We start from the raw sequence: 20,154 nt of genomic DNA, 5'->3' as shown, positions 1-20,154 counted from the left end.
TGACACGTCGGGCAACTCAGCGGCATATTCCATTATTCCGAAATCGTGCAAACGCCGCTCGCCCCCGGGGCCATGGCGCTCCGCGCCACATCGGTCGCGTCGTTGGTCCGCATGGTGAGCCGCGTCCGCCTATTTCTTCCAGGGCGTATCGCCGCGTGCCGCGGCATCGGCGAAGATGCCCTGCTCGTAGTCGATGAAAGCGCGGACCATTGCGCGATAGGCCGCTTCCGCAACCTTGGGCGACAGCCCGTCCGCTTCCGCAAGCGCCATCGCCTTCTTCACCACTGCCTCGGCGCGCTCCGGCGCTTCGACCTGCGCGGGGTTGGCCTTGAAGCGGGCGGCTTCATGGACGTAGCGGCCGCGCTCGGCCATCAGGCGCACGATCTCGCGGTCGAGCCGATCGATATTGCTGCGCACCTCGCCGAGCGTCTTGCAGCAGGCGCCGTTGTCGACGGTGGGACTGCCCCACAACGCCGGCGCGTTGGTCGCGGGTTCCTCGGCCCACGCCACCGCAGGGATCAGAAGTGTCAACAGAACCACCGGCAATCGCATCGAACGCCTCCCAGAAAGCCGAGCACGACGGGCGATTGTTAAGCCGACTTTATGCGCGGATGGAAGCCACGATGGCGGTGGAGCGACCGCGGCTCCCATTGCGAAGCTGATCGATGCGATCAGCCGATCTCCATTCCAGCCAACACTTCACTGACCTTCTTCTGGGCGTCCGCCGGCAACGGCAAGATCGGACGCGGAGGCTCGGCCGCACATATCCTCCTGAGATTCGCGATCGCGTAGGCGACCCGCACGCTCGAGAATGTCTTGAGCAACTGCCAGATCGGTTGCAGATGCGCGTCAAGCTGCCGCGCCCTGGCGGCATCTCCACTTGCCACAGCACGGACGATGTCAACGCAAACGCTGGGAAAAACTCCTGCGAGCACGCTGTACCAGGTCTCGCCACCCGCCAGCAGCGCCTCGGTGCAATTCCAGTCGGCACTGTAACCCAACGAAAAGCCGCTCGGTACGACGGCGCGCAATTCGGCGATATGGCCCGGCACTGCGGCAGCGTCCAGCGCGGGACTCTTCACGGCCACGATTCCCGCAACGTGACTCAAGCGGCCGACCAAGGCCGGCGTGAATCGAAAATGCGTCGTGCCCGGATTGTCGTAGATGCAGATCGGCAATCCGCTTTCACGCGCCACCGTTTGAAAGTGCTCGAAGACCTCGTCATCGGTCAGCGGCGTATAGGACACCGGCGCCAGCAGGCCTGCCGCCGCGCCGGCATCCCGCGCATCCTGCGCAAGCTTCACCGCATCATCGGTGCGCAGCGCGCCGACGCCGACCAGGAGCGGCGTCTTGCCATCGGCGAGCGCGGCAGCCACCTGCACGGCACGCCGTCGCTCGTCGCGGTTGAAATACGGATATGAGCCGGTGCTTCCGAGCAGCCCGATCGAATTCACCTTCGCCGCGATCAAGGGCTCCAGCAAGGCGCGAAGCGCTCCCGCGTCGACCTGCCCATCCCTGTTCGAGGGCGTGATCGGGAAGGCGGAAAGCCCCTTGAGATTGACCATCGGTTGCTCCTGTTTGGTGACCGCCGCACGAGCGGCGAAATCACATTGTGGGCGTCACCGCCGCGCCATCAATCACCGCGCCCAATTCTGCTTGCAAGGTCCAGTTTGCCACGGACTTCGCAGCAAACTGGTCCAGTGCGCGGCCGCGCCTGCGATCTTTGGAATTGGGCCGGCGTCGATCGGAATTGCCGGCGGCTATTCCAGCATCGTGGTCAGTTGCGCGCCTTCGTCCGCGACGAACACCGCGATCAGTTCCGCCGGCTCCGTGGTGCTGGCATTGGCCGAGACCATGTGGGTCGAGCCCGGCGGCTCGAAGAAGGACTGGCCGACCTTGAAGGTCTCGACCGGCCCCCCGCCGAGCTGGGAACGGATCTCGCCCTTGGTGATGTAGGCCGTCACCGTACCCGAATGGCGGTGCGGCGGCGTGAAGCCGCCGGGACCGTAGAACACGCGCACGACGGTGACACGCTTGCCCGGCACGTTGGGCAGCGCGTGCGAGGTGATGACCTCGACCTTGTCGAGCGGCGACGCCGCGTTGGCACTCGCACAGAGTGGTGCGATCACAGCGGCGATCGCATCTATCGGGGTCGGCAAGGCCTTGCCGATTACGAAAGCTGACGCCAGCCCCGCAATCACGGCCAGCCAGACCGCCCGCGGCGGCCGCGCGTATGAAACAGATGGTGTCATCGCTATCGAGGTCATCGGTCGTTCTCCCTGTCAATTGCTGTTTGTTCAGTCTCACGAAGCTGCCGCGGCCGCCCGCTGCCGGCGCGGCGGCGGCGTCCAGCGATAGGCGGCGCCGAACCGGTTCCAGACATTGATCGAAGCGATCGCCGAGGTCAGGTAGGTCAGTTCCTTTTCGGAGAATTCGGCGGCGGCCTCGGCATAGACTGCGTCGCTGACGCCGTTCGGCATGGTCGTCAGCGCTTCGGTCCAGGCCAGCGCCGCGCGCTCGCGCGCCGAGAATTGCGGCGCCTCGCGCCACACCACGACGAGGTTGAGCTTGTCGACGGGTACGCCGAGGCTCTCGCCCTGCATGATGTGATACTGCACGCAGAAGGCGCAGCCGTTGATCTGCGAGGCGCGCAGCTTGACCAGTTCGAGCAGCTGCTTGTCGAGACCGGCCTTCGCCGCGAACTGGCCGAGGTCACGCACGACGGCGAAGACATCGGGGGCGAGCTTCTCGAAGTCGGTATATTCCTTGCGGGCATGTGACATTGGCGCGGCCTCATGTTATCAGTGTACTGACATATTATCAGAGCTCTGATATGGAGCAAGACGCAGACATTCGCGAAGGCAACATGGCGGGAATGCAGAAACGAGGGAAATCCGGTGCCGCCGAGCGGCGGCAGGCGGGGAAAGCGGCGGCGCGCAAGGCAGCGATCGGGACAGGATCGGCCGCAGACGCCCCGCCCGCCTCCGCCGTCCCGCCGCCCGGCGAAGGCAAGCGCGGCGAACAGGGCTATCTCGCCTACCTGCTGCGTCAGGCGCATGCGGCCTCACGGCTGTCGATGGAGCGCGAGCTGGCGGGCCTCGGCGTCACCTCCCCGCAATTCGTCGTGCTGACAATGCTGAAGGCCTATCCGGGGCTCTCGGGCGCTGATCTGGCCCGGGTCGCGCTGCTGACGCCACAGACCGTGAGCGTGATCATCCGCAACCTCGAGCGCGACGGCGCGATCCGCAAGACACCGCATCCGGTCCACGGCCGGGTGCTGCAATGGACGCTGACCGGCCATGGAACCACGCTACTGGAGAAATGCCGGCATATCGCCCAGGCCCAGGAGCGCAGGCTCGCCACCGGCCTCGACGCCCGGTCGGAGCAGATCGTCCGGCAATGGCTGTCAAAAATCGCCACAGATTTGCAGGATAGTTAGTTCTTGCGGCGTCATGGCTTTTGGCCCACCCGGAAGGCGCCGCTAGACTGGGCGCATGAAACAGCCTGATTCTTTAAAATCCCCTGCCCGCCGCGCCGTGCTGAAGGCAACGCTCGCGGCAGGCGTGACGCTCGGCACTCCGCTCGGCGCGCTGGCGGCCGCGCCTGCGGGATTCGACCAATGGCGCGATAATTTTCGCGCCCGCGCATTGGCAAAGGGCATTTCGGAGGCGACCTGGAATCGCTGCATGGGACGGGTCGAGCCCGACATGAGCGTGTTCAAGCAGATGCGCAACCAGCCTGAATTCCATGAGCAGATCTGGCAGTACATCAACCGCCGCGTCTCGGACTGGCGGGTCATCCACGGCCGCGAGGCGCTGAAGAAGAACGAGGCGCTGTTCGCCCGGATCGAGCGCGACTTCGGCGTCGAGCGCGGCACGCTGCTCGCGCTGTGGGGCGTTGAATCAGCCTATGGCGATCCGCTGGTGCAGCAGAACCACATGACGCCGGTGTTTCCCTCGCTTGCGGCGCTCGCCTGGAACGAGCCGCGCCGCAAGGCCTATTGGGAAACCGAGCTGATCAACGCGATGAAGATCGTGCAGCGCGGCTGGAGCACGCCGGCCGAGATGAACGGCTCCTGGGCCGGCGCGATGGGCCATTCGCAGTGGATGCCGGAAGTCTGGCTCAATGTCGGCTTCGACTATGACGGCGACGGCAAGGTCTCGCCGTTCGGCCGCCCCGACGACGCGCTGGGTTCGACTGCGAAATATCTCGTCAATCGCGGCAAATGGCATCGTGGCGAGCACTGGGGCTACGAGGTCCGTGCGCCCGGCAGCGGTGCCGGCGGCAGCCGCACCTACGCGGCCTGGGCCAGCGCCGGGGTGACCCGCGCCGACGGCCAGCCATTTCCGCAGCCGAACGCGTCGGCGCAGCTCTGGATCCCGGTCGCGGGCGGCCCGGCCTTCCTGCTCGGCCCGAACTTCAATTCGGTGAAGAGCTACAATCCGTCGATGAACTATGCGCTGGCGATCTGCCATCTCGGCGACCGCTGTCTCGGCGGACCGCCTTTCATCCAGCCGTTCCCGGGCTCGGAGCGCGCGCTAACGCTCGCCGAGGTGCAGGAGATGCAGACGCGGCTGACCAAGGCCGGTTTCGACACCGGCGGCACCGACGGCCGCGTCGGCAACGACACCATGCAGGCGATCAAGGATTTCCAGACCAAGACAGGCCTGTTGCCCGCCGACGGATACGGCGGGCTCAAGGTGCTGGCGCGGTTACGTCAAGGCGGTTAGCCATCCACTGTCGTTGCGAGGAGCTCGCGACAAAATTGCGAAGCAATTTTGCGCTGAAGCGACGAAGCAATCTATCTGTCCGCTTGCGGCACCATGGATTGCTTCGCTTCGCTCGCAATGACGGAGACTATTTCGGCTGCCGCACCACGCCGCCGGCATTCATGCCGCCGTCGATCACGAGCTCGGTGCCGGTGACGTAACGCGATGCATCCGAGGCGAGATAGAGCACGCCCTGCGCGATCTCGATCGCCTGCCCGGCGCGGCCGAGCGGCGTTGCAAACCTTGCGCGCTCCTCCGGATCGATCGGAGCGTTCTGGCCGGCGCCCGTCGCGCCGGTCGGGATCTTGCCCCAGATCGGCGTGTCGATGATGCCGGGATGCACGGAGTTGACGCGGATGCCGTCGTTCACCTGCGCGCATTCCATCGCGATCGACTTGGCGAACAGCCGTACCGCGCCCTTGGTCGCGCTGTAGCCGGAGAGCGTCGCCGCACCGCGCAGGCCGGCCAGCGACGACATCATGATGATGGAGCCGGCGCCAGTTTTACGCATCAGCGGCAGCGAATGCTTCACCGACAGGAATACGCCGTCGATATTGATGGCGGTCTGCCGGCGCCAGTCTGCAAGCGACATCTCGACGATCGACGGCGCCCCGATGCCGATGCCTGCGTTGGAGACCATGATGTCGAGGCGGCCATAGCGCTTGCCGATCTCGGCGACGACCTCGATCCAGCGCTCCTCGCTGGTGACATCCTGCGGCAGGAAGACCACCTCGCGACCAGCCTTCTTGAGCCGCGCGGCGAGCTCAGGGCCCCTCAACTCGTCGATATCGGTCGCAATGACCGTCGCGCCTTCCTGCGCGAACAATTCGACGATGGCCTCGCCGATACCCGACGCGCCGCCGGTCACCAGCGCGACCTTGCCTTCAACCTGTCCTGCCATGTTCACTCCCGACGTTTCTTATCTGATCACCGCCGGGCCCTGATCCGGTACCGCGACGTCGAGCACACGGAATTGCACACGTTCGGTGCCTTGCCAACGGTCGACTGCAAGAGAGCCCGCCACGTGCAATTGCTGGCCGCGATTTTGCGTCAAGGCGCTGCCGAGCTTCTGTCCGACCGAGCGGAATGCGATACCGTTGACGATGGAACCGTCGCCGGACTTGAAGCGCAGTCGCAGATGCGCCTGCCCGACCTCGTCGGCATAGACCAGTTGATGCGACGGCAGCGCGATCACCGGCTCCGGATTGGCGGCACCGAACGGACCTGCGCGATTGAGCGTCGCGGCGAATTCCGGCGTCACCGCGCGCGCAGTGACTGCGCCATCGATGAGCAGCTCGTTCTCGTGGCGCGAGTTGGCGACGTCGGCGGCCAGCGCGCTCTCCATGTAGGCACGGAATTCGGCGAGCTTCTCCTTGCGTAGCGTGACGCCGGCGGCCATCGCGTGCCCGCCGCCTTTCATCAACAGACCGTCGTGCACCGCCTGCCGTACGGCCTTGCCGATATCGACCCCGCCGATCGAGCGGCCCGATCCGGTGCCGATGCCGCCCGGCTCGAGCGCGATCGCAAAGGCCGGCCGCGCGAACTTCTCCTTCAGCCGCGCTGCGACCAGCCCGACCACGCCGGGGTGCCAGCCTTCCGCCGCGGTGACGATGACAGCGCCTTTGTCTTCGAGCCCGAGCGAGGCCAGCGCCTCGGCTTCGGCCTGCGCCTCGGCCGCCTGCTCGATCACCCGCCGCTCGGCATTGAGGCGATCGAGCTCGGCCGCGATCCGCGCGGCCTCCGAGACATCGCCTTCGAGCAGCAGCCGCACGCCGAGATCGGCGCGCCCGATGCGGCCGCCGGCATTGATGCGCGGCCCCAGCATGAAGCCGAGATGCCAGGCCTCCGGCGGACCATTGAGCCGCGCCACATCCATCAGCGCGGTATGGCCGACATGGTCGCGGCGGCGCATCGCGATCAGGCCCTTGGCGACGAAGGCCCGGTTCAGCCCGATCAGCGGCGCGACGTCGGCGACGGTGCCGAGCGCGACGTGATGCAGCACGCTGAGCAGATCCGGCTCCGGCATCTCGCCCGTCCAGAAGCCGCGCTGGCGCAGCTCGCGGTTCACCGCGACCAATGTGACGAACACCAGGCCGACGGCCGCGAGGTGGCCGAGGCCCGAGAGATCGTCGGGCCGGTTCGGATTCACAAGCGCGTCGACCTCGGGCAACTCATCGCCGGTCTGGTGATGATCGATCACCACCACCGACATGCCGAGCTTCTTGGCTTCCGCCAGCGGCTCGATGCTGGTGGTGCCGCAGTCGACGGTGACGAGCAGCGTCGCGCCCTTCGCCGCCAGCGCACGGACGGCGTCGACGTTCGGCCCATAGCCCTCGAAGATGCGGTCGGGAATGTGGATCAGCGGGTCCAGCCCGCAATGGCGCAGATGCCAGGTCAGCAGCGCCGCCGAGGTCGCGCCATCGACGTCGTAGTCGCCGAAGATCGCGACCTTCTCGCCGCGCACAGCGGCATCCGCGATCCGCTTGGCCGCATGCTCCATCTCGGTGACGGTGTGCGGATCCGGCATCAGCTTGCGGATGGTCGGGTCGAGGAAGTCGGCAACCTCGTCGATCGCGACGTCGCGCCCGGCCAACACCCGCGCCAGCATTTCCGGCAGATTGTGCCGCTGTACGATCGCGAGCGCCCGCGCCGCCCCGCGCGCATCCAGCCGGTCGCGCCACAGCTTTCCGGTCAGCGACCGCGCCACGCCAAGGAACGCCTGTGGCGCCTCGACGGGCAGTGCGGATGCGTGCAGCGTCATGATTCCCTTCCGATCAAGCGGGAATCGTAGCGCCTCAGTGAATCCCAAGCCAGTTCTAGCAGCCCATCCGGGTGGCGATTTCCCCGAAATCCTTGGCCACAATGTCCCAGTTGCCGGTGGCCTCGAAATCGACTTTCTGCAACGGGCCGTATTCGGTCGGCCGTGCGACGAACGCCGTCTTCAGGCCGTGCTTCTGCGCGTGCTTCAGGTCGTAATTGTGCGCGGCCACCATCATCACCTGCTCCGGCGGCAGGCAGAGCAGCTTTGCCGCGCCGAGATAGGTTTCCGGATCGGGCTTGTAGTGCTCGAACAGTTCCGCCGACATCACGAGGTCCCAGGGCAGACCTGCGAACTTCGCCATGTTGGTGAGCAGCGCGACGTTGCCGTTCGACAGCGGCGAGATGATGAATTTCGTCTTCAGCCGGGTCAGGCCGGCGACGCTGTCGGGCCAGCCGTGCAGGCGATGCCAGCCCAGCGTCAGATGCTGCAAATCGGCCTCGGTGAGGCCCTTCACGTCGAACTGCGCGACCAGCTTCTCAAGTGAGCGCCGGTGCAGGACATCGAGGATGACGTAGCCGTTCTGCGGGTTCTTGCGCACCTCGTCCATTGAGGCCGTATAGACCGCACGCCAGCCGTCGACCAGCGCGGTCCAGTCGGCCTTGATGCCACGCGTCTCGCCCCATTTGGTGAAGTCGTTGATCAGGCTGGTGCGCCAGTCAACCACGGTTCCGAACACGTCGAACACCAGTGCCTTGACGCCGGAAAGATCGGACATGGGTGCCTCCCGCTTTTGTTGTTCTTATTTCTTAATCGTCATTCCGGGATGCGCCTATTGGCGCAGGCCCGGAATCCATACTCATTATCGTGGTTATGGATTCCGGGCACGCGCTTCGCGCGCCCCGGAATGACGACCACTGTTGGGCTCGTCTCAATCCAGGTGGAATTTCTCCAGCTGGCGGTGTTCGGCCTTGATGTAGCGCACGGTGCCGGTGACGGAGCGCATCACGACCGTCTCGGTCTCGATCACGTCCTTCTTGAACTTCACGCCAGTCAGCAGCGAGCCGGTGGTGACGCCGGTGGCGGCGAACAGGCAGTCGCCCTTGGCCATGTCCTCGATGCCGTAGATCATCTTCGGATCGAGCACACCCATCTTGTGCGCGCGCTCGCGCTTCTCCTCGGTGTCGAGGATCAGGCGGCATTGCATCTGGCCGCCGATGCAGCGCAGCGCGACCGCCGCCAGCACGCCTTCGGGCGCGCCGCCGGTGCCGATATACATGTCGACGCCGGTCTCGTCAGGCTTGGCGCAGTGAATGACGCCGGCGACGTCGCCGTCGGTGATCAGCTGCACGGCAGCACCGGTCGAGCGCACGCTGTTGATGATGTCGGCATGGCGCGGACGGTCGAGCACCAGCACATTGATGGCGGTGGGATCGACACCCTTCGCCTTGGCGAGCCGGCGGACGTTGTCGGCCGGCGGCGCGTCGAGCTCGATCACGTTCTTGGCGTAGCCCGGACCGATCGCGATCTTCTGCATGTAGACGTCGGGTGCGTGCAGCAGCGTGCCGCCATCGGCCATCGCCATGGTGGCGATCGAGCCCGGCATGTTCTTGGCGCACAGCGTGGTGCCTTCGAGCGGATCGACGGCGATGTCGACCTTGGGGCCGGCATTGAGGCCGACCTTCTCGCCGATGAACAGCATCGGCGCCTCGTCGCGCTCGCCCTCGCCGATCACGACCGTGCCCTCGATCGGCAGCTTGTTGAGCTCGCGCCGCATCGCGTCGACCGCGGCCTTGTCGGCGGCCTTCTCCTGGCCATGGCCGCGCAGCCGCGCGGCCGACACCGCCGCGCGCTCCGTCACGCGCACGATTTCGAGCGTCAGGATGCGCTCGAGCAGCATCTGCGGCGGAACGGAAATATGGGTCGACATCGGCGTACTCCTTAAAGCCTCGGGGACAGGCCAGCCTGCCCGCATCAATCGTCTCACGCCCGACCCGTTCAGGCCACGCGCTAGTTTTTCTCGATCCGGATCACCTGCGGCCGGCCGCTGATGACCTTGTCGCGCTGCACTGCGGCCAGCGCACGATGCACCGCATCCTCGCTGGTCGCATAGGTAATCAGAATGACCGGGACCGGTGAAGGTTTTTTGGCTGCACCGTTCACATCGACGCCATCCGGGTGCCGTTGCACGATGGACTCCAGAGATATCTTCTGTTCCGCGAGCCGGGTGGCGATTGTTGCGGCAGTGCCTGCAAGATCGCGCGCCATCAGGCGGATATAGTAGCCACCCTCGTGGCGTTCCATCGGCGCCTTGGTGGTGTCGCGCAACCGCTCCACCGGACGCCCGAACGGCTTGGCGCGGATGCCGCGGGCGACATCGGCGATGTCGGCGACCACGGCCGAGGCGGTCGCGCCGCCGCCGGCGCCGGGGCCCACCAGCGTGATCGGGGGAATCCCCTCGCCGTCGATCGCCACCGCGTTGGTGACGCCCATCACCTGCGCGATCGAGGATGATTTCGGCACCATGGTCGGATGCACGCGCTGCTCAATGCCCTTTGCCGTGCGCACGGCAACGCCGAGCAGTTTTACGCGGTAACCGAGTTCCGCGGCGGCCTTGAGGTCTTCCGGCGTGATCGAGGAGATGCCTTCGACATAGACCGCGCTTTCCGCGACCTTTGTTCCGAAGGCGAGGCTCGCCAGGATCGCCAGCTTCTGCGCGGTGTCGTGACCATCGACGTCGAATGACGGGTTGGCTTCGGCGTAGCCGAGCCGCTGGGCGTCCTTCAGGCATTCCTCGAACGACAAACCCTCCTGCTCCATCCGGGTCAGGATGTAGTTGCAGGTGCCGTTGAGGATGCCGTAGACGCGGTTGACGCTGGTGCCGGCGAGGCCCTCGCGCAGCGTCTTGATGACCGGGATCGCCGCACCGACCGCCGCCTCGAAATTCAGCGCGCCGCCGTGCTTCTCGGCGGCGGCGGCGAGCCGCAGCCCGTGCTTGGCGATCAGCGCCTTGTTGGCGGTCACGACCGACTTGCCGGCCTTCAGCGCGGTCTCGATCGCGGACAGCGCGGGATCGCCGGCGCCGCCCATCAACTCGACGAAGCAGTCGATATTGGGATCTTCGGCCAGCGCCTGCGGGCTCTTCGCCCAGGCGATGCCGCGCAGGTCGAGGCCGCGCTTCTTGGCTTTCGAGCGCGCCGTGACGGCGACGACGCGAATACCGCGGCCGCTGCGCTCGGCCAGCGCCCGTCCTTGCGTTTCGATGAGGCGGACGACATCGGCACCGACGGTGCCGAGCCCCGCTATGCCCACGTTCAGGGGTGCGACCATGGATTTAAGGGACCTGGAGATTAAGCAACCTGGAAGGATTAGCGTCGGTTGGCGAGAGGAACGACGTTGTGCAACGTTTCGATGCCGCTTTCAAGGAAGCGGCGCACGCCGCGCGCGGCCTGCCGGATGCGCTGCTCGTTCTCCACCATCGCGATGCGGACATAGCCTTCGCCATGCTCGCCGAAAGCAACGCCGGGCGACACCACGACGCCGGATTTCTCCACCATCAGGGTCGCGAACTGCATGCTGCCGACCGCCTCGAACGCCTTGGGCAGCGGCGCCCAGGCGAACATCGAGGCCTGCGGCGGCGGAATGTCCCAGCCGGCGCGGCCAAATGACTCAACCAGCGCATCGCGGCGCTTGCGGTAGGTGTCGCGCATCTCGCGGATGCAGTCGTCGGGACCGTTCAGCGCGGCGGTCGCCGCCACCTGGACCGGCGTGAAGGCGCCGTAATCGAGATAGGATTTGACCCGCGCAAGTGCCGCGATGATGCGCTCATTGCCGACCGCAAAGCCCATGCGCCAGCCGGCCATCGAGAACGTCTTCGACATCGAGGTGAATTCGACGGTGACGTCGATCGCGCCGGGCACCTGCAGCACCGACGGCGGCGGATTGCTCTCGTCGAAATAGACTTCGGCGTAGGCGAGATCGGACAGGATGAAGATGTCGTGCTTCTTCGCGAACGCGACCAGATCCTTGTAGAAGTCGAGGTCGGCGACATAGGCGGTCGGGTTCGACGGATAGCAGACGATCAGCGCGATCGGCTTCGGAATCGAATGCTGGATCGCCCGTTCGACCGCCTCGAAGAACTGCGGCGTCGGCTCCGATGGCACCGAGCGGATCACGCCGCCCGCCATCAGGAAGCCGAACGCATGGATCGGGTAGCTCGGATTCGGGCACAGCACGACGTCACCGGGCGCGGTGATCGCCTGCGCGACGTTGGCGAATCCCTCCTTCGAGCCGAGCGTCGCAACCACCTGGGTATCGGGGTTCAGCTTGACGCCGAAGCGGCGCGCATAATAGGCGGCCTGAGCCTTGCGCAGGCCGTTGATGCCACGGGAGGCCGAGTAGCGGTCGGTCCGCGGCTTGCCCAGCGTCTCCTTGAGCTTCTCGATGACGTGGGCCGGGGTCGGCAGGTCCGGGTTCCCCATCCCCATGTCGATGATGTCGGCCCCGGCATTGCGCGCGGCCGCCTTGGCCTGGTTGACCTTCTCAAAGACGTAAGGCGGCAGACGGCGAATGCGGTAAAAATCTTCCATGGGACCCTTGCTCCGACAACCGTGATGCCAGAATCGTCCCCCTTGGTCTGCTTGCGGAAGCCGGCTCGGCCTCTTACAGAAATCGCACTGAATCAATGACTTAGAGCGAATTCAGGCGCACGATCGGGGGGCTGCGGCCGGATCTGCGGTTGAATTGGGTTTCTTTTAGCACGGACGCCGGGCGGCGCCAGCGCTGATCGGCCAAACTGGCGCACTCACTTCCCGCTTTGGGCGGCCGTCGCGGCCTGTGCCTGTGCCTGTGCCTGGCGCTCACGCGCGGCAACCAGCTCCTGCTCGATCTTGGCCTGATCCGCCGGCTTGATCGTCGGATCGGCGCGGTCGGGCGGTAGGTCGTGGACCGGGAGGTAGCCGTTGGCGTCCTTTTGCCGCGCCGGCGCATCGGCCGGCATCGCCATATCGGCAATCGTGCTCGAGCACCCGCTCAGCGCCAGCATCGACGCGAGCAGCGCTGCGGCCGCGAGCCCCCTGTTCATTCGATCGATCGGCATGCGCCGAATTGTCCCCAACAAGCTAGCGCGCACGTCGCACATTGCCGACACGGGTCGCACTGGTACGAGCCTTGCAGCGTCCCCGCTGCATCTAATCCTGGCTTTAGACGTTTCAAACCATTGTCGCCCGAAACGCTTAAAGCGTGAACACCAAAAGCGACCCCTGAGGCTTCAATATGACGGAACAAAGATTTTTTTATCGCACCGCAACAGAGCGAAACATCGGCTTTTGACCGATTTTCGCTACCGCACCGCGCGATGACGCCCCCCTAACGACGCGATATTGTCCCTCAGATGAGCAACGTCAGTACCGACACCCAAGCCACCCCGAAATTCAACGCCGAAGCCTTCGCCATGAACATCGCCCGGGCGATGGAGAGCAGCGGCCAGGCGCTGGCGGCCTATCTCAAGCCGCGCCAGACCGGGGAAGTCCGCGACAAGCCGCCGAACGAGCTCGGTGAGGTCATCAAGACCTTCAGCGTGATCGCCGAATACTGGCTGGCCGACAAGGAACGCGCCTCCTTGTTGCAGATGCAGCTCGGCAAGGATTACCTCGATCTCTGGGGCTCGGCCGTGCGCCGCATGGCCGGCGAAGCCGACGCCAAGCCGGCGATCGCGCCGGCCCCGCGCGACAAGCGCTTCCAGGATCCGGAGTGGAAGTCGAATCAGTTCTTCGACTTCATCCTCCAGCTTTATCTGCTGACCGCGAAATGGGCGCAGCAGCTGGTCCACGACGCCGACGGGATCGATCCGCACACCCGCAAGAAGGCCGAATTCTACGTCCAGCAGATCACCAACGCGCTGGCGCCGTCGAATTTCGTGCTGACCAATCCGGAAGTGCTGCGCGCTACCGTAGAGACCAATGGCGACAATCTGGTCCGCGGCATGAAGATGCTGGCCGAGGATATCGAGGCCGGGCATGGCACGCTGCGGATCCGCCAGTCCGATTCGAGCAATCTCGAGGTCGGCATCAACATGGCGACGACGCCGGGCAAGGTGATCTACCAGAACGACCTGATGCAGCTGATCCAGTATTCGCCCGCGACGGAGAACGTGCTGCGCACGCCGCTCCTGATCGTGCCGCCATGGATCAACAAGTTCTACATCCTCGATCTGCGCCCTGAGAAATCCTACGTCAAATGGTGCGTCGACCAGGGCATCACGGTGTTCGTGATCTCGTGGGTCAATCCCGACAAGGAGCTCGGCAAGAAGACCTGGGCCGACTACATGGCCGAGGGCCCGCTCACCGCGATGGACGTGATCGAGAAGGTCACCGGCGAGTTGAAGGTGCACACCGCCGGCTATTGCGTCGGCGGCACCATGCTCGCCTCGACGCTGGCCTACCTAGCCGAGAAGCGCCGCCAGCGCGTGACGTCGGCGACGTTCTTTGCCGCGCAGGTCGACTTCACCCACGCCGGCGACCTCCTGGTGTTCGTCGACGAGGACCAGATCTCGGCGCTGGAACGCGACATGCAGGAATCCGGCGTGCTCGAAGGCAGCAAGATGGCGATGGCCTTCAACATGCTGCGCTCCAACGACCTGATCTGGTCGTATGTCGTGAACAATTATCTGAAGGGCCAATCGCCCTCCTCGTTCGACCTGCTGCACTGGAATTCGGACGCGACGCGGATGCCGTCGTCGAACCACTCCTACTATCTGCGCAACTGCTATCTGGAGAACCGGCTGTCGACCGGCACGATGGTGCTCGACAACACGCTGCTCGATCTGTCCAAGGTGAAGGTGCCGGTCTACAACCTCGCGGCACGCGAGGATCACATCGCGCCGGCGGAATCGGTGCTCTACGGTTCGCAGTTCTTCGGCGGCCCGGTGAAATATGTGCTGTCCGGCTCCGGCCATATCGCCGGCGTGGTCAATCCGCCGGCCTCGAAGAAGTACCAGTACTGGACCAACGACAACATCAAGGACATGAAGCTTGCCGACTGGCTGAAGGGCGCCGAGGAGCACAAGGGTTCGTGGTGGCCCGACTGGCGCGGGTGGCTGGAAAGCCATGATCCGGAGACGGTGCCGGCACGCATGGTGGGCTCGAACGGGGCGTCGGTGCTCGAGGACGCTCCGGGCAGCTATGTCCGCGTCCGCGCGTAGCGCGAGTTCTTCCACTCAGCTATAAACAGTTGGTCCCGACGGTCGGGAATCGAATTCACGTGAGGGGGAGACGATGACGCGCGAACTGTTCTGGCTGTCGCTGACGGTGATCCTGACCGGGCTGCTGTGGGTTCCCTACATCATCAACCGCTGCCAGGTGCGCGGCCTCTCCGGCGCCATGGGTAATCCCTCGCGCAACGACAAGCCGCACGCCGAATGGGCCAACCGGCTGATGTTTGCCCATGATAACGCGGTCGAGAACCTCGTGATCTTCGCGCCGCTGGTCTTGATCCTCAACGCGGCCGACTATTCCACCAAATGGACCGTGCTGGCCTGCGCCGTCTATTTCTGGGCCCGCGTCGCGCATCTGATCGTCTACACGCTCGGCCTGCCGGTGTTCCGCACCCTGGCCTTCACGGTCGGCTTCATCGCGCAGGCGGTGCTGGCGCTCGCGATCTTCAAGATCCTCTGAGCAACACATTAGCGCCGGCGGGGCGGTCACGGCCGCGCCGGCGCTATTCCTCGTCTTTCCGCACCACGATATGCAGCATCGTCGCGGGCGCCTCATCGAAGCTCTTGATCTCGCTGGTGTCGGACGAGACCTGGACCCACGCCCCTGACGACGCGTAGGTCGCCGCCAGCCAGTCGGCCGCGGGATAATTGTAGTAGCGACCGATGCTGTCGCGGCCATCGCCATGGCCGATCTTGTAGCTCGCGTAGAAGATGCCGCCGGGTTTCAGCGCGCGATGGATGCGGCCGAGGGTGCCGGCCAATTCGTCGCGCGGCACATGCAGCAGGCAGGCGCTGGCCCAGACGCCGTCATAGGCCCCACGATCCTCGAGCTCATCGAAAAGCATCGCCTCGACGGGATGGTTGATGCGCCGTGCCGCGACCTCAGCCATCTCGGGTGAACCGTCGGTCGCGCGCAGCACGAAGCCTTCGGCAAGCATGACCGCGGCATGATTGCCGGCGCCGCAGCCGAGTTCGAGGATCGCGCCGCCCGGTGGCAGCAGCTTGAGAAAGCCGATCAGCCGGGCGGACGGTGCTTTCGCCCACCCGGCATAGGCCTCGGCATTGCGCCGATAGAATTGCAGCGTGGCGTCGTCCACGATGCGCCCCTCGCCGTCAGTTGTCGGAAAGCCCGAGCATCAGCCGCATGTTCTGCACCGCGGCGCCCGAGGCGCCCTTGCCCAGATTGTCGAGCCGGGCGACCAGCACGGCCTGGCGGTGCTTGTCGCTGGCGAAGACATAGAGCTCGAGCTGGTTGGTCTCGTTGAGTGCTTCCGGCTCGATCTTGCCGCTCTTGCTGGCCTCGTTCTGCAGCGGCATCGCCGAGACGTATTTGCTGCCCGCGTACCACTTCGCCAGCACAGCCTGCAGGTCGGCGCCCGTCGGCTTGCCCGGCAGCGCGTCGAGCTGCAGCGGCACCGAGACCAGCATGCCCTGCCGGTAGTTGCCGACCGACGGGACGAAGAGCGGCCGCCGCGTCAGGTGCGAATAGAGCTGCATCTCCGGCACGTGCTTGTGCTCGAAGCCGAGCCCATAGAGATGGAAGGCCGGCGCCGAGCCGTCCTCGAAGCTCGAGATCATCGTCTTGCCGCCGCCCGAATAGCCGCTCACCGCGTTGATGGTGACGGGATAGTCGGCCGGGAGCAGGCCGCCGTCGACGAGCGGCCGCAGCAGCGCGATCGCACCGGTCGGATAGCAGCCGGGATTGGAGACCTTCGGCGCGTTGCGGATCTTGTCGGCCTGGTCGGGCGCGAGCTCCGCGAAGCCATAGGCCCAGTCGGGCGCGACCCGATACGCCGTCGACGCGTCGAGCACCTTCGGCGCCGAATTGCCCATCGTGTCGATCAGCGCGACGGTTTCCTTGGCGGCCTCGTCAGGCAGGCAGAGGATTACGAGATCCACCTCCTCCATCAGCGCGCGCTTGGCAGCGGCATCTTTCCGCTTGTCCTCGGCGATGTGCTTCACCGCGACGTCGCCGATCGCGTGCAGCCGCTCCTGGATGCCGAGGCCGGTGGTGCCGGACGCGCCGTCGACGAACACGGTGGCCTTGGTCGCACCGCTCTTGGTTTTCGGCTGGTTGGTGTCGGTGACGGTCATGGCATGGTCCTTTCGAGATCGTTCGTTTCGTTTAACACATCTGGCCGCGCCTGCGCCGCCAACCGGGACGGGCAGTTATCCCTGGATTGAGCGCACCCTCGCCCACGACAACAACCCCTGCTCATGGAAACAGCGCGATCTGCTCCAGCCCGGTGGTTTCAGGCAAGCCGAACATCAGGTTCATGTTCTGGATCGCCTGTCCGGCCGAACCCTTCACAAGATTATCGAGCGGCGAGAGCACGATGGCGCGGTTCTTGATCCGGTCGGCGACGACGCCGATCTGAACGTAATTCGAGCCGCGTACGTTCTGCGTCTGTGGCAGCACGCCCTTCTTCGTCACATAGACGAACGGCTCGTTGGCGTAGGCCTTTTCCAGCTCGGCGCGCAAATCGTCCGGCGTAGCCCCGTTGAGCTTGACATAGGACGTGCAGAACTCACCCCGCGCCATCGGAATGAGATGCGGGGTGAAGTTCACTGTCACAGCCGAGCCAGCGGCTGCGCCGATCTCCTGCTCGATCTCCGCCGAGTGCCGATGGCTTCCGATCGAATAGGGCGACAACCCTTCGCCGGCCTCGCTGAACAGCGTGTTCTGCTTCAGTCCGCGTCCGGCGCCGGTGACGCCGGACTTTGCGTCGATGACGATGTCGTCGACGTCAATCAGCTTTGCCTTCGCCAGCGGAACAAGCGCCAGCAGCACCGCCGTCGGATAGCAGCCGGGACAGGCCACCAGCCGTGCGGCCGTGACCTTCTCGCGGTAGAGTTCGGTCAGCCCATAGACGGCCTCGTCCTGCAATTCGAGCGCCCGGTGCTCGTGGCCGTACCATTGCGCGTAGCTGTCTTTGTTGCGCAGTCGGAAATCCGCGGACATATCGAGGATCTTGATCCTGGGATTGGCCTTCAGCACCGCGGCGATGATCTCCTGCGTCGTCCCGTGCGGCAGTCCGCAGAACACGGCATCGAGCCGCGTCCAGTCGACCTTTTCCCATTCCACGAGTTTTGGCAGGTCGAGCATGAAGAAGTGAGGAAACACCTCGCTCATCGCCTTGCCGGCATGGGTGTTGGCGGTAAGCGCGGTGATTTCGGCGTTCGGGTGCCGCGCCAGCAGGCGCACCGCGTCGGCGCCGGTGTAGCCGGACGCGCCCAAAATTCCGATTTTCTTCTTCGTCATTACTCGCTCCTCGGAAGCGTAGTCATCTCGGCCTGTGTCGTTGCGAAAGCCTGCGGGCGCACATCGCGCATCAAAGCCGCGATGTCCCGGGCACCGGCTTCGGCCTGCAATGCGAGCGTGTTGCCGACCGCCGCGAAATCGGTTTCAGACTTGTGCTGGTTCAGCTTGAAGCTGCCCTCCACCTCTTCCACCGTCATCTCAAAGCCCACGATGGCCTTCTTCATGCCTTCCAGCCGCGCGGCGGTCATCTTGCCCGACACCCACGGCTTTTTCGGCAGCAGCCGCTCCTCGAACTTGGCGCTCAGCACGTCGATCTGAACGGCAAGCTCTTCATCCGACAACGTCCGCACCGGCCCGGTCAGATGCACCGCCTGATAAAGCCAGGTCGGCACCTGATCGGGCGACACGTACCAGTCCGGCGACACATAGGCATCCGCGCCGTTGACGGCCAGCAGCCACGGGCTCCCGTTCGCCAGCTTTACCAGCGGATTGTGACGGGCAACATGAAACAGCGCCCGCGGCGTGCCGTCGGCGGCGTAGGTCAAATAGAACGGCAGCGCGGAGGCGATCGGCTTGCCGCCGTCGCACGCGCAGACGATGCCGAAACCGCGCGCTTCCGCGAATGCAAGGCTCGCGGCGCGGTCAGGCTTGAAAGGCGGTGGCGTATACATGGTCGAAGCTCCTGCATGACGAAGGAGCCGCCAGATCGAACCGCGTGTCTTTTTCAGGAGAGCGCCGCGGGATCGGATCCGGCGGCAGAGGCGATGGTCTTAAACGCGAGCGACCGCCCATACCGCGAGAATGCGGCGGCGGCGGGCGATGATGATGGTCGCGGCGTTGATCATAGGCGCGGCTATAAGGCCGCGCCCGTTTTGCGTCAAGGTTTGCTTTCGTCATTCCGGCGCGCGCGCCCTGCCCGCGAACCTCAGATGCGCAATTGCGCATCGGGGAATCCAGAGATTGCGGCGCGAGATTCCGGGTTCGATGCTACGCATCGCCCTCAGGTGCGCCATTGCGCACCGGGGAATGACGGACCTAAATGGCCGGATTCCACGGCGCCGGCACGACGCGGTAGCCGTTGCCGTCCTTGACCACATTGCCGAGGCCCGGGAACGGATAGTGGAAGCCCTGCACCTGAAGCCGCTCTGCGACCACCATGTCGTAGATCCGGCGGCGGGTCTTCTCCGCCACGTCGCCGTCCTGGTCGAAGAACGCATGCCAGCCGGGATTGGCCGCGAACAGGTTCGGATTGTTGGTGACGTCGGACTGGATGAAGACCTTGTCCGGACCCGAGGCCAGCACGTAGGAGGTATGGCCCGGCGTATGGCCGACGGTCTCGACCGAGGTCAGGCCCGGCGCGATCTCCTTGCCCCATTCATAGGGCGTGACCTTCTTCTTCAGGCCGGCCTCGAAGATGTTGCGGTTGTTCTTGAACAGGCCCGCCATGCGGCCGGTCGGCGCCCGGCTCATCTCACCGTCGTCCATCCAGAACTTCCATTCAGTCGCCGGCACCAGCACCTCGGCGTTCGGGAATGCCGGCGTGCCCTCGGCCGTCAGCAGGCCGTTCACGTGGTCGCCGTGAAAGTGCGAGATCACGACCATGTCGACATTCTTCGGATCGAAGCCGGCCGCGACGAAATTGTCGGCGAACAGGCCATTGGCCCCCTTCGTGCTGGCCTTCGCCAGCGCGCCGTTGCCGGTGTCGATCACAACCAGCTTGCCGCCGGTGTTGAGCACCAGCGGCGCGAACCAGATCGACACCATGTCGCGCGGCATGAACGCCTTCTCCAGCGCCGCGTTGACATCGTCCCGCTTCGCATTCGGGATGAAGGCATCTTCGAGCTTGAAGACGTTCTTGCCGTCAGACACCACGGTGACCAGGATGTCGCCAACCTTGTAGCGATAGAAGCTCGGCGCCTGCTTGTCGGCGGCGGGCGCTGCAGCGGCCGCGGGAACGGCAGGCAGCAACGGTGCGGCTGCGATACCGGCAGCACCTGCGAGAGCGTGACGTCGTGTCAGATCCATCGGATGTCCTCCCAGTGAAGAAATGATGCGCCCGGCGGAGCCGCGTCCGCTGTGGTGAGTTTTGCTCAGCGTTTTGACAGTCGCGTGAAACCGGCTGTGCGAGCAATTGTTCTTCCGCCTAACCCCT

20 protein-coding genes are annotated in these 20,154 nt (G+C 65.1%); 4 read left to right on the top strand and 16 right to left on the bottom strand.

Annotated features, from left to right (window positions below; translation table 11 throughout):
• Window positions 1–129: 129 nt before the first annotated feature.
• The 4 genes from ACE103_RS19990 to ACE103_RS19975 form a co-directional block, all read right to left on the bottom strand.
• Window positions 130–552, bottom strand: coding sequence for a chorismate mutase (locus tag ACE103_RS19990; protein WP_212317442.1), 423 nt, complete (start codon window positions 550–552; stop codon window positions 130–132).
• A gap of 119 nt (window positions 553–671) precedes the next feature.
• Window positions 672–1,565, bottom strand: coding sequence for a dihydrodipicolinate synthase family protein (locus tag ACE103_RS19985; RefSeq protein ID WP_375780828.1), 894 nt, complete (start codon window positions 1,563–1,565; stop codon window positions 672–674).
• 195 nt (window positions 1,566–1,760) lie between these two features.
• Window positions 1,761–2,267, bottom strand: coding sequence for a cupin domain-containing protein (locus ACE103_RS19980; RefSeq protein ID WP_375780827.1), 507 nt, complete (start codon window positions 2,265–2,267; stop codon window positions 1,761–1,763).
• A 36-nt stretch (window positions 2,268–2,303) separates the two neighbouring features.
• The gene (locus ACE103_RS19975; RefSeq protein ID WP_223967818.1) at window positions 2,304–2,783 is read right to left on the bottom strand and encodes a carboxymuconolactone decarboxylase family protein; all 480 of its coding nucleotides are present in this window, start codon (window positions 2,781–2,783) and stop codon (window positions 2,304–2,306) included.
• Window positions 2,784–2,866: 83 nt separating this feature from the next.
• Between ACE103_RS19975 and ACE103_RS19970 the strand changes: the two genes are divergently transcribed.
• Both ACE103_RS19970 and ACE103_RS19965 read left to right on the top strand, forming a co-directional pair.
• Complete coding sequence (locus ACE103_RS19970; RefSeq protein WP_375780826.1) at window positions 2,867–3,439, top strand: MarR family winged helix-turn-helix transcriptional regulator; 573 nt, start codon at window positions 2,867–2,869, stop codon at window positions 3,437–3,439.
• 55 nt (window positions 3,440–3,494) lie between these two features.
• Entirely contained in the window at window positions 3,495–4,730 is a 1,236-nt protein-coding gene (locus ACE103_RS19965) for a lytic murein transglycosylase (protein ID WP_375780825.1), read from the top strand.
• 127 nt (window positions 4,731–4,857) lie between these two features.
• Here the strand turns inward: ACE103_RS19965 and ACE103_RS19960 are convergent, their stop codons facing one another.
• From ACE103_RS19960 to ACE103_RS19930, 7 genes are all read right to left on the bottom strand, one after another.
• Complete coding sequence (locus ACE103_RS19960) at window positions 4,858–5,670, bottom strand: SDR family NAD(P)-dependent oxidoreductase (RefSeq protein WP_375780824.1); 813 nt, start codon at window positions 5,668–5,670, stop codon at window positions 4,858–4,860.
• Between the two features lie 18 nt (window positions 5,671–5,688).
• Window positions 5,689–7,530: a single-stranded-DNA-specific exonuclease RecJ gene (recJ, locus tag ACE103_RS19955; RefSeq protein WP_375780823.1), complete on the bottom strand. Its 1,842-nt coding sequence runs from the start codon at window positions 7,528–7,530 to the stop codon at window positions 5,689–5,691.
• 55 nt (window positions 7,531–7,585) lie between these two features.
• On the bottom strand, window positions 7,586–8,305 hold the full coding sequence (locus tag ACE103_RS19950) for a haloacid dehalogenase type II (protein WP_375780822.1): 720 nt from the start codon (window positions 8,303–8,305) through the stop codon (window positions 7,586–7,588).
• Between the two features lie 153 nt (window positions 8,306–8,458).
• A complete protein-coding gene (gene glpX, locus ACE103_RS19945; protein ID WP_097672244.1) occupies window positions 8,459–9,457 on the bottom strand; it encodes a class II fructose-bisphosphatase in 999 nt (332 codons plus the stop codon).
• 80 nt (window positions 9,458–9,537) lie between these two features.
• Window positions 9,538–10,857 carry a homoserine dehydrogenase gene (locus ACE103_RS19940; RefSeq protein WP_173643386.1) on the bottom strand — a complete coding sequence of 440 codons (1,320 nt, stop codon included), beginning with the start codon at window positions 10,855–10,857 and terminating at the stop codon, window positions 9,538–9,540.
• Window positions 10,858–10,895: 38 nt separating this feature from the next.
• Window positions 10,896–12,116 carry an LL-diaminopimelate aminotransferase gene (locus ACE103_RS19935; protein WP_375780821.1) on the bottom strand — a complete coding sequence of 407 codons (1,221 nt, stop codon included), beginning with the start codon at window positions 12,114–12,116 and terminating at the stop codon, window positions 10,896–10,898.
• Window positions 12,117–12,331: 215 nt separating this feature from the next.
• On the bottom strand, window positions 12,332–12,625 hold the full coding sequence (locus ACE103_RS19930) for a hypothetical protein (RefSeq protein ID WP_375780820.1): 294 nt from the start codon (window positions 12,623–12,625) through the stop codon (window positions 12,332–12,334).
• A gap of 294 nt (window positions 12,626–12,919) precedes the next feature.
• Here ACE103_RS19930 and ACE103_RS19925 point away from each other — a divergent pair, with 294 nt between their 5' ends.
• Complete coding sequence (locus tag ACE103_RS19925) at window positions 12,920–14,728, top strand: PHA/PHB synthase family protein (protein WP_375780819.1); 1,809 nt, start codon at window positions 12,920–12,922, stop codon at window positions 14,726–14,728.
• Between the two features lie 73 nt (window positions 14,729–14,801).
• Window positions 14,802–15,200: an MAPEG family protein gene (locus ACE103_RS19920; protein ID WP_375780818.1), complete on the top strand. Its 399-nt coding sequence runs from the start codon at window positions 14,802–14,804 to the stop codon at window positions 15,198–15,200.
• Between the two features lie 43 nt (window positions 15,201–15,243).
• Here the strand turns inward: ACE103_RS19920 and ACE103_RS19915 are convergent, their stop codons facing one another.
• The 5 genes from ACE103_RS19915 to ACE103_RS19895 all read right to left on the bottom strand — a co-directional run bounded on the left by ACE103_RS19915 (window position 15,244) and on the right by ACE103_RS19895 (window position 20,027).
• Window positions 15,244–15,837: a class I SAM-dependent methyltransferase gene (locus ACE103_RS19915; protein WP_375780817.1), complete on the bottom strand. Its 594-nt coding sequence runs from the start codon at window positions 15,835–15,837 to the stop codon at window positions 15,244–15,246.
• A 16-nt stretch (window positions 15,838–15,853) separates the two neighbouring features.
• Complete coding sequence (gene argC, locus ACE103_RS19910; RefSeq protein WP_375780816.1) at window positions 15,854–16,834, bottom strand: N-acetyl-gamma-glutamyl-phosphate reductase; 981 nt, start codon at window positions 16,832–16,834, stop codon at window positions 15,854–15,856.
• 121 nt (window positions 16,835–16,955) lie between these two features.
• Window positions 16,956–18,002 (bottom strand): N-acetyl-gamma-glutamyl-phosphate reductase, encoded by a 1,047-nt coding sequence (gene argC / locus ACE103_RS19905; RefSeq protein ID WP_375780815.1) that lies wholly within the window; start codon window positions 18,000–18,002, stop codon window positions 16,956–16,958.
• Complete coding sequence (locus ACE103_RS19900) at window positions 18,002–18,673, bottom strand: FMN-binding negative transcriptional regulator (RefSeq protein ID WP_375780814.1); 672 nt, start codon at window positions 18,671–18,673, stop codon at window positions 18,002–18,004. The genes argC (ACE103_RS19905) and ACE103_RS19900 overlap by 1 nt, the downstream gene beginning before the upstream one ends.
• Before the next feature lie 364 nt (window positions 18,674–19,037).
• Window positions 19,038–20,027, bottom strand: a complete 990-nt coding sequence (locus ACE103_RS19895; RefSeq protein ID WP_375780813.1) for an MBL fold metallo-hydrolase — start codon at window positions 20,025–20,027, stop codon at window positions 19,038–19,040.
• Window positions 20,028–20,154: the final 127 nt, after the last annotated feature.

Source organism: Bradyrhizobium sp. ma5, assembly GCF_042258955.1.
Taxonomy (GTDB): domain Bacteria; phylum Pseudomonadota; class Alphaproteobacteria; order Rhizobiales; family Xanthobacteraceae; genus Bradyrhizobium.
Note: the sequence above shows the minus strand (reverse complement) of the source record. Positions and strands in the feature narration are given on the sequence as shown.

Bases quoted from the DNA above. Each gene is read 5' to 3' on its own strand.
- ACE103_RS19960 (WP_375780824.1), bottom strand. From the start codon at position 5,670: ATGGCAGGACAGGTTGAAGGCAAGGTCGCGCTGGTGACCGGCGGCGCG.
- ACE103_RS19985 (WP_375780828.1), bottom strand. From the start codon at position 1,565: ATGGTCAATCTCAAGGGGCTTTCCGCCTTCCCGATCACGCCCTCGAAC.
- ACE103_RS19980 (WP_375780827.1), bottom strand. From the start codon at position 2,267: ATGACCTCGATAGCGATGACACCATCTGTTTCATACGCGCGGCCGCCG.
- ACE103_RS19940 (WP_173643386.1), bottom strand. From the start codon at position 10,857: ATGGTCGCACCCCTGAACGTGGGCATAGCGGGGCTCGGCACCGTCGGT.
- ACE103_RS19925 (WP_375780819.1), top strand. From the start codon at position 12,920: ATGAGCAACGTCAGTACCGACACCCAAGCCACCCCGAAATTCAACGCC.
- ACE103_RS19930 (WP_375780820.1), bottom strand. From the start codon at position 12,625: ATGCCGATCGATCGAATGAACAGGGGGCTCGCGGCCGCAGCGCTGCTC.
- ACE103_RS19895 (WP_375780813.1), bottom strand. From the start codon at position 20,027: ATGGATCTGACACGACGTCACGCTCTCGCAGGTGCTGCCGGTATCGCA.
- recJ (WP_375780823.1), bottom strand. From the start codon at position 7,530: ATGACGCTGCACGCATCCGCACTGCCCGTCGAGGCGCCACAGGCGTTC.
- ACE103_RS19950 (WP_375780822.1), bottom strand. From the start codon at position 8,305: ATGTCCGATCTTTCCGGCGTCAAGGCACTGGTGTTCGACGTGTTCGGA.
- ACE103_RS19920 (WP_375780818.1), top strand. From the start codon at position 14,802: ATGACGCGCGAACTGTTCTGGCTGTCGCTGACGGTGATCCTGACCGGG.
- glpX (WP_097672244.1), bottom strand. From the start codon at position 9,457: ATGTCGACCCATATTTCCGTTCCGCCGCAGATGCTGCTCGAGCGCATC.
- ACE103_RS19970 (WP_375780826.1), top strand. From the start codon at position 2,867: ATGGCGGGAATGCAGAAACGAGGGAAATCCGGTGCCGCCGAGCGGCGG.
- argC (WP_375780816.1), bottom strand. From the start codon at position 16,834: ATGACCGTCACCGACACCAACCAGCCGAAAACCAAGAGCGGTGCGACC.
- ACE103_RS19990 (WP_212317442.1), bottom strand. From the start codon at position 552: ATGCGATTGCCGGTGGTTCTGTTGACACTTCTGATCCCTGCGGTGGCG.
- argC (WP_375780815.1), bottom strand. From the start codon at position 18,002: ATGACGAAGAAGAAAATCGGAATTTTGGGCGCGTCCGGCTACACCGGC.
- ACE103_RS19965 (WP_375780825.1), top strand. From the start codon at position 3,495: ATGAAACAGCCTGATTCTTTAAAATCCCCTGCCCGCCGCGCCGTGCTG.
- ACE103_RS19900 (WP_375780814.1), bottom strand. From the start codon at position 18,673: ATGTATACGCCACCGCCTTTCAAGCCTGACCGCGCCGCGAGCCTTGCA.
- ACE103_RS19935 (WP_375780821.1), bottom strand. From the start codon at position 12,116: ATGGAAGATTTTTACCGCATTCGCCGTCTGCCGCCTTACGTCTTTGAG.
- ACE103_RS19975 (WP_223967818.1), bottom strand. From the start codon at position 2,783: ATGTCACATGCCCGCAAGGAATATACCGACTTCGAGAAGCTCGCCCCC.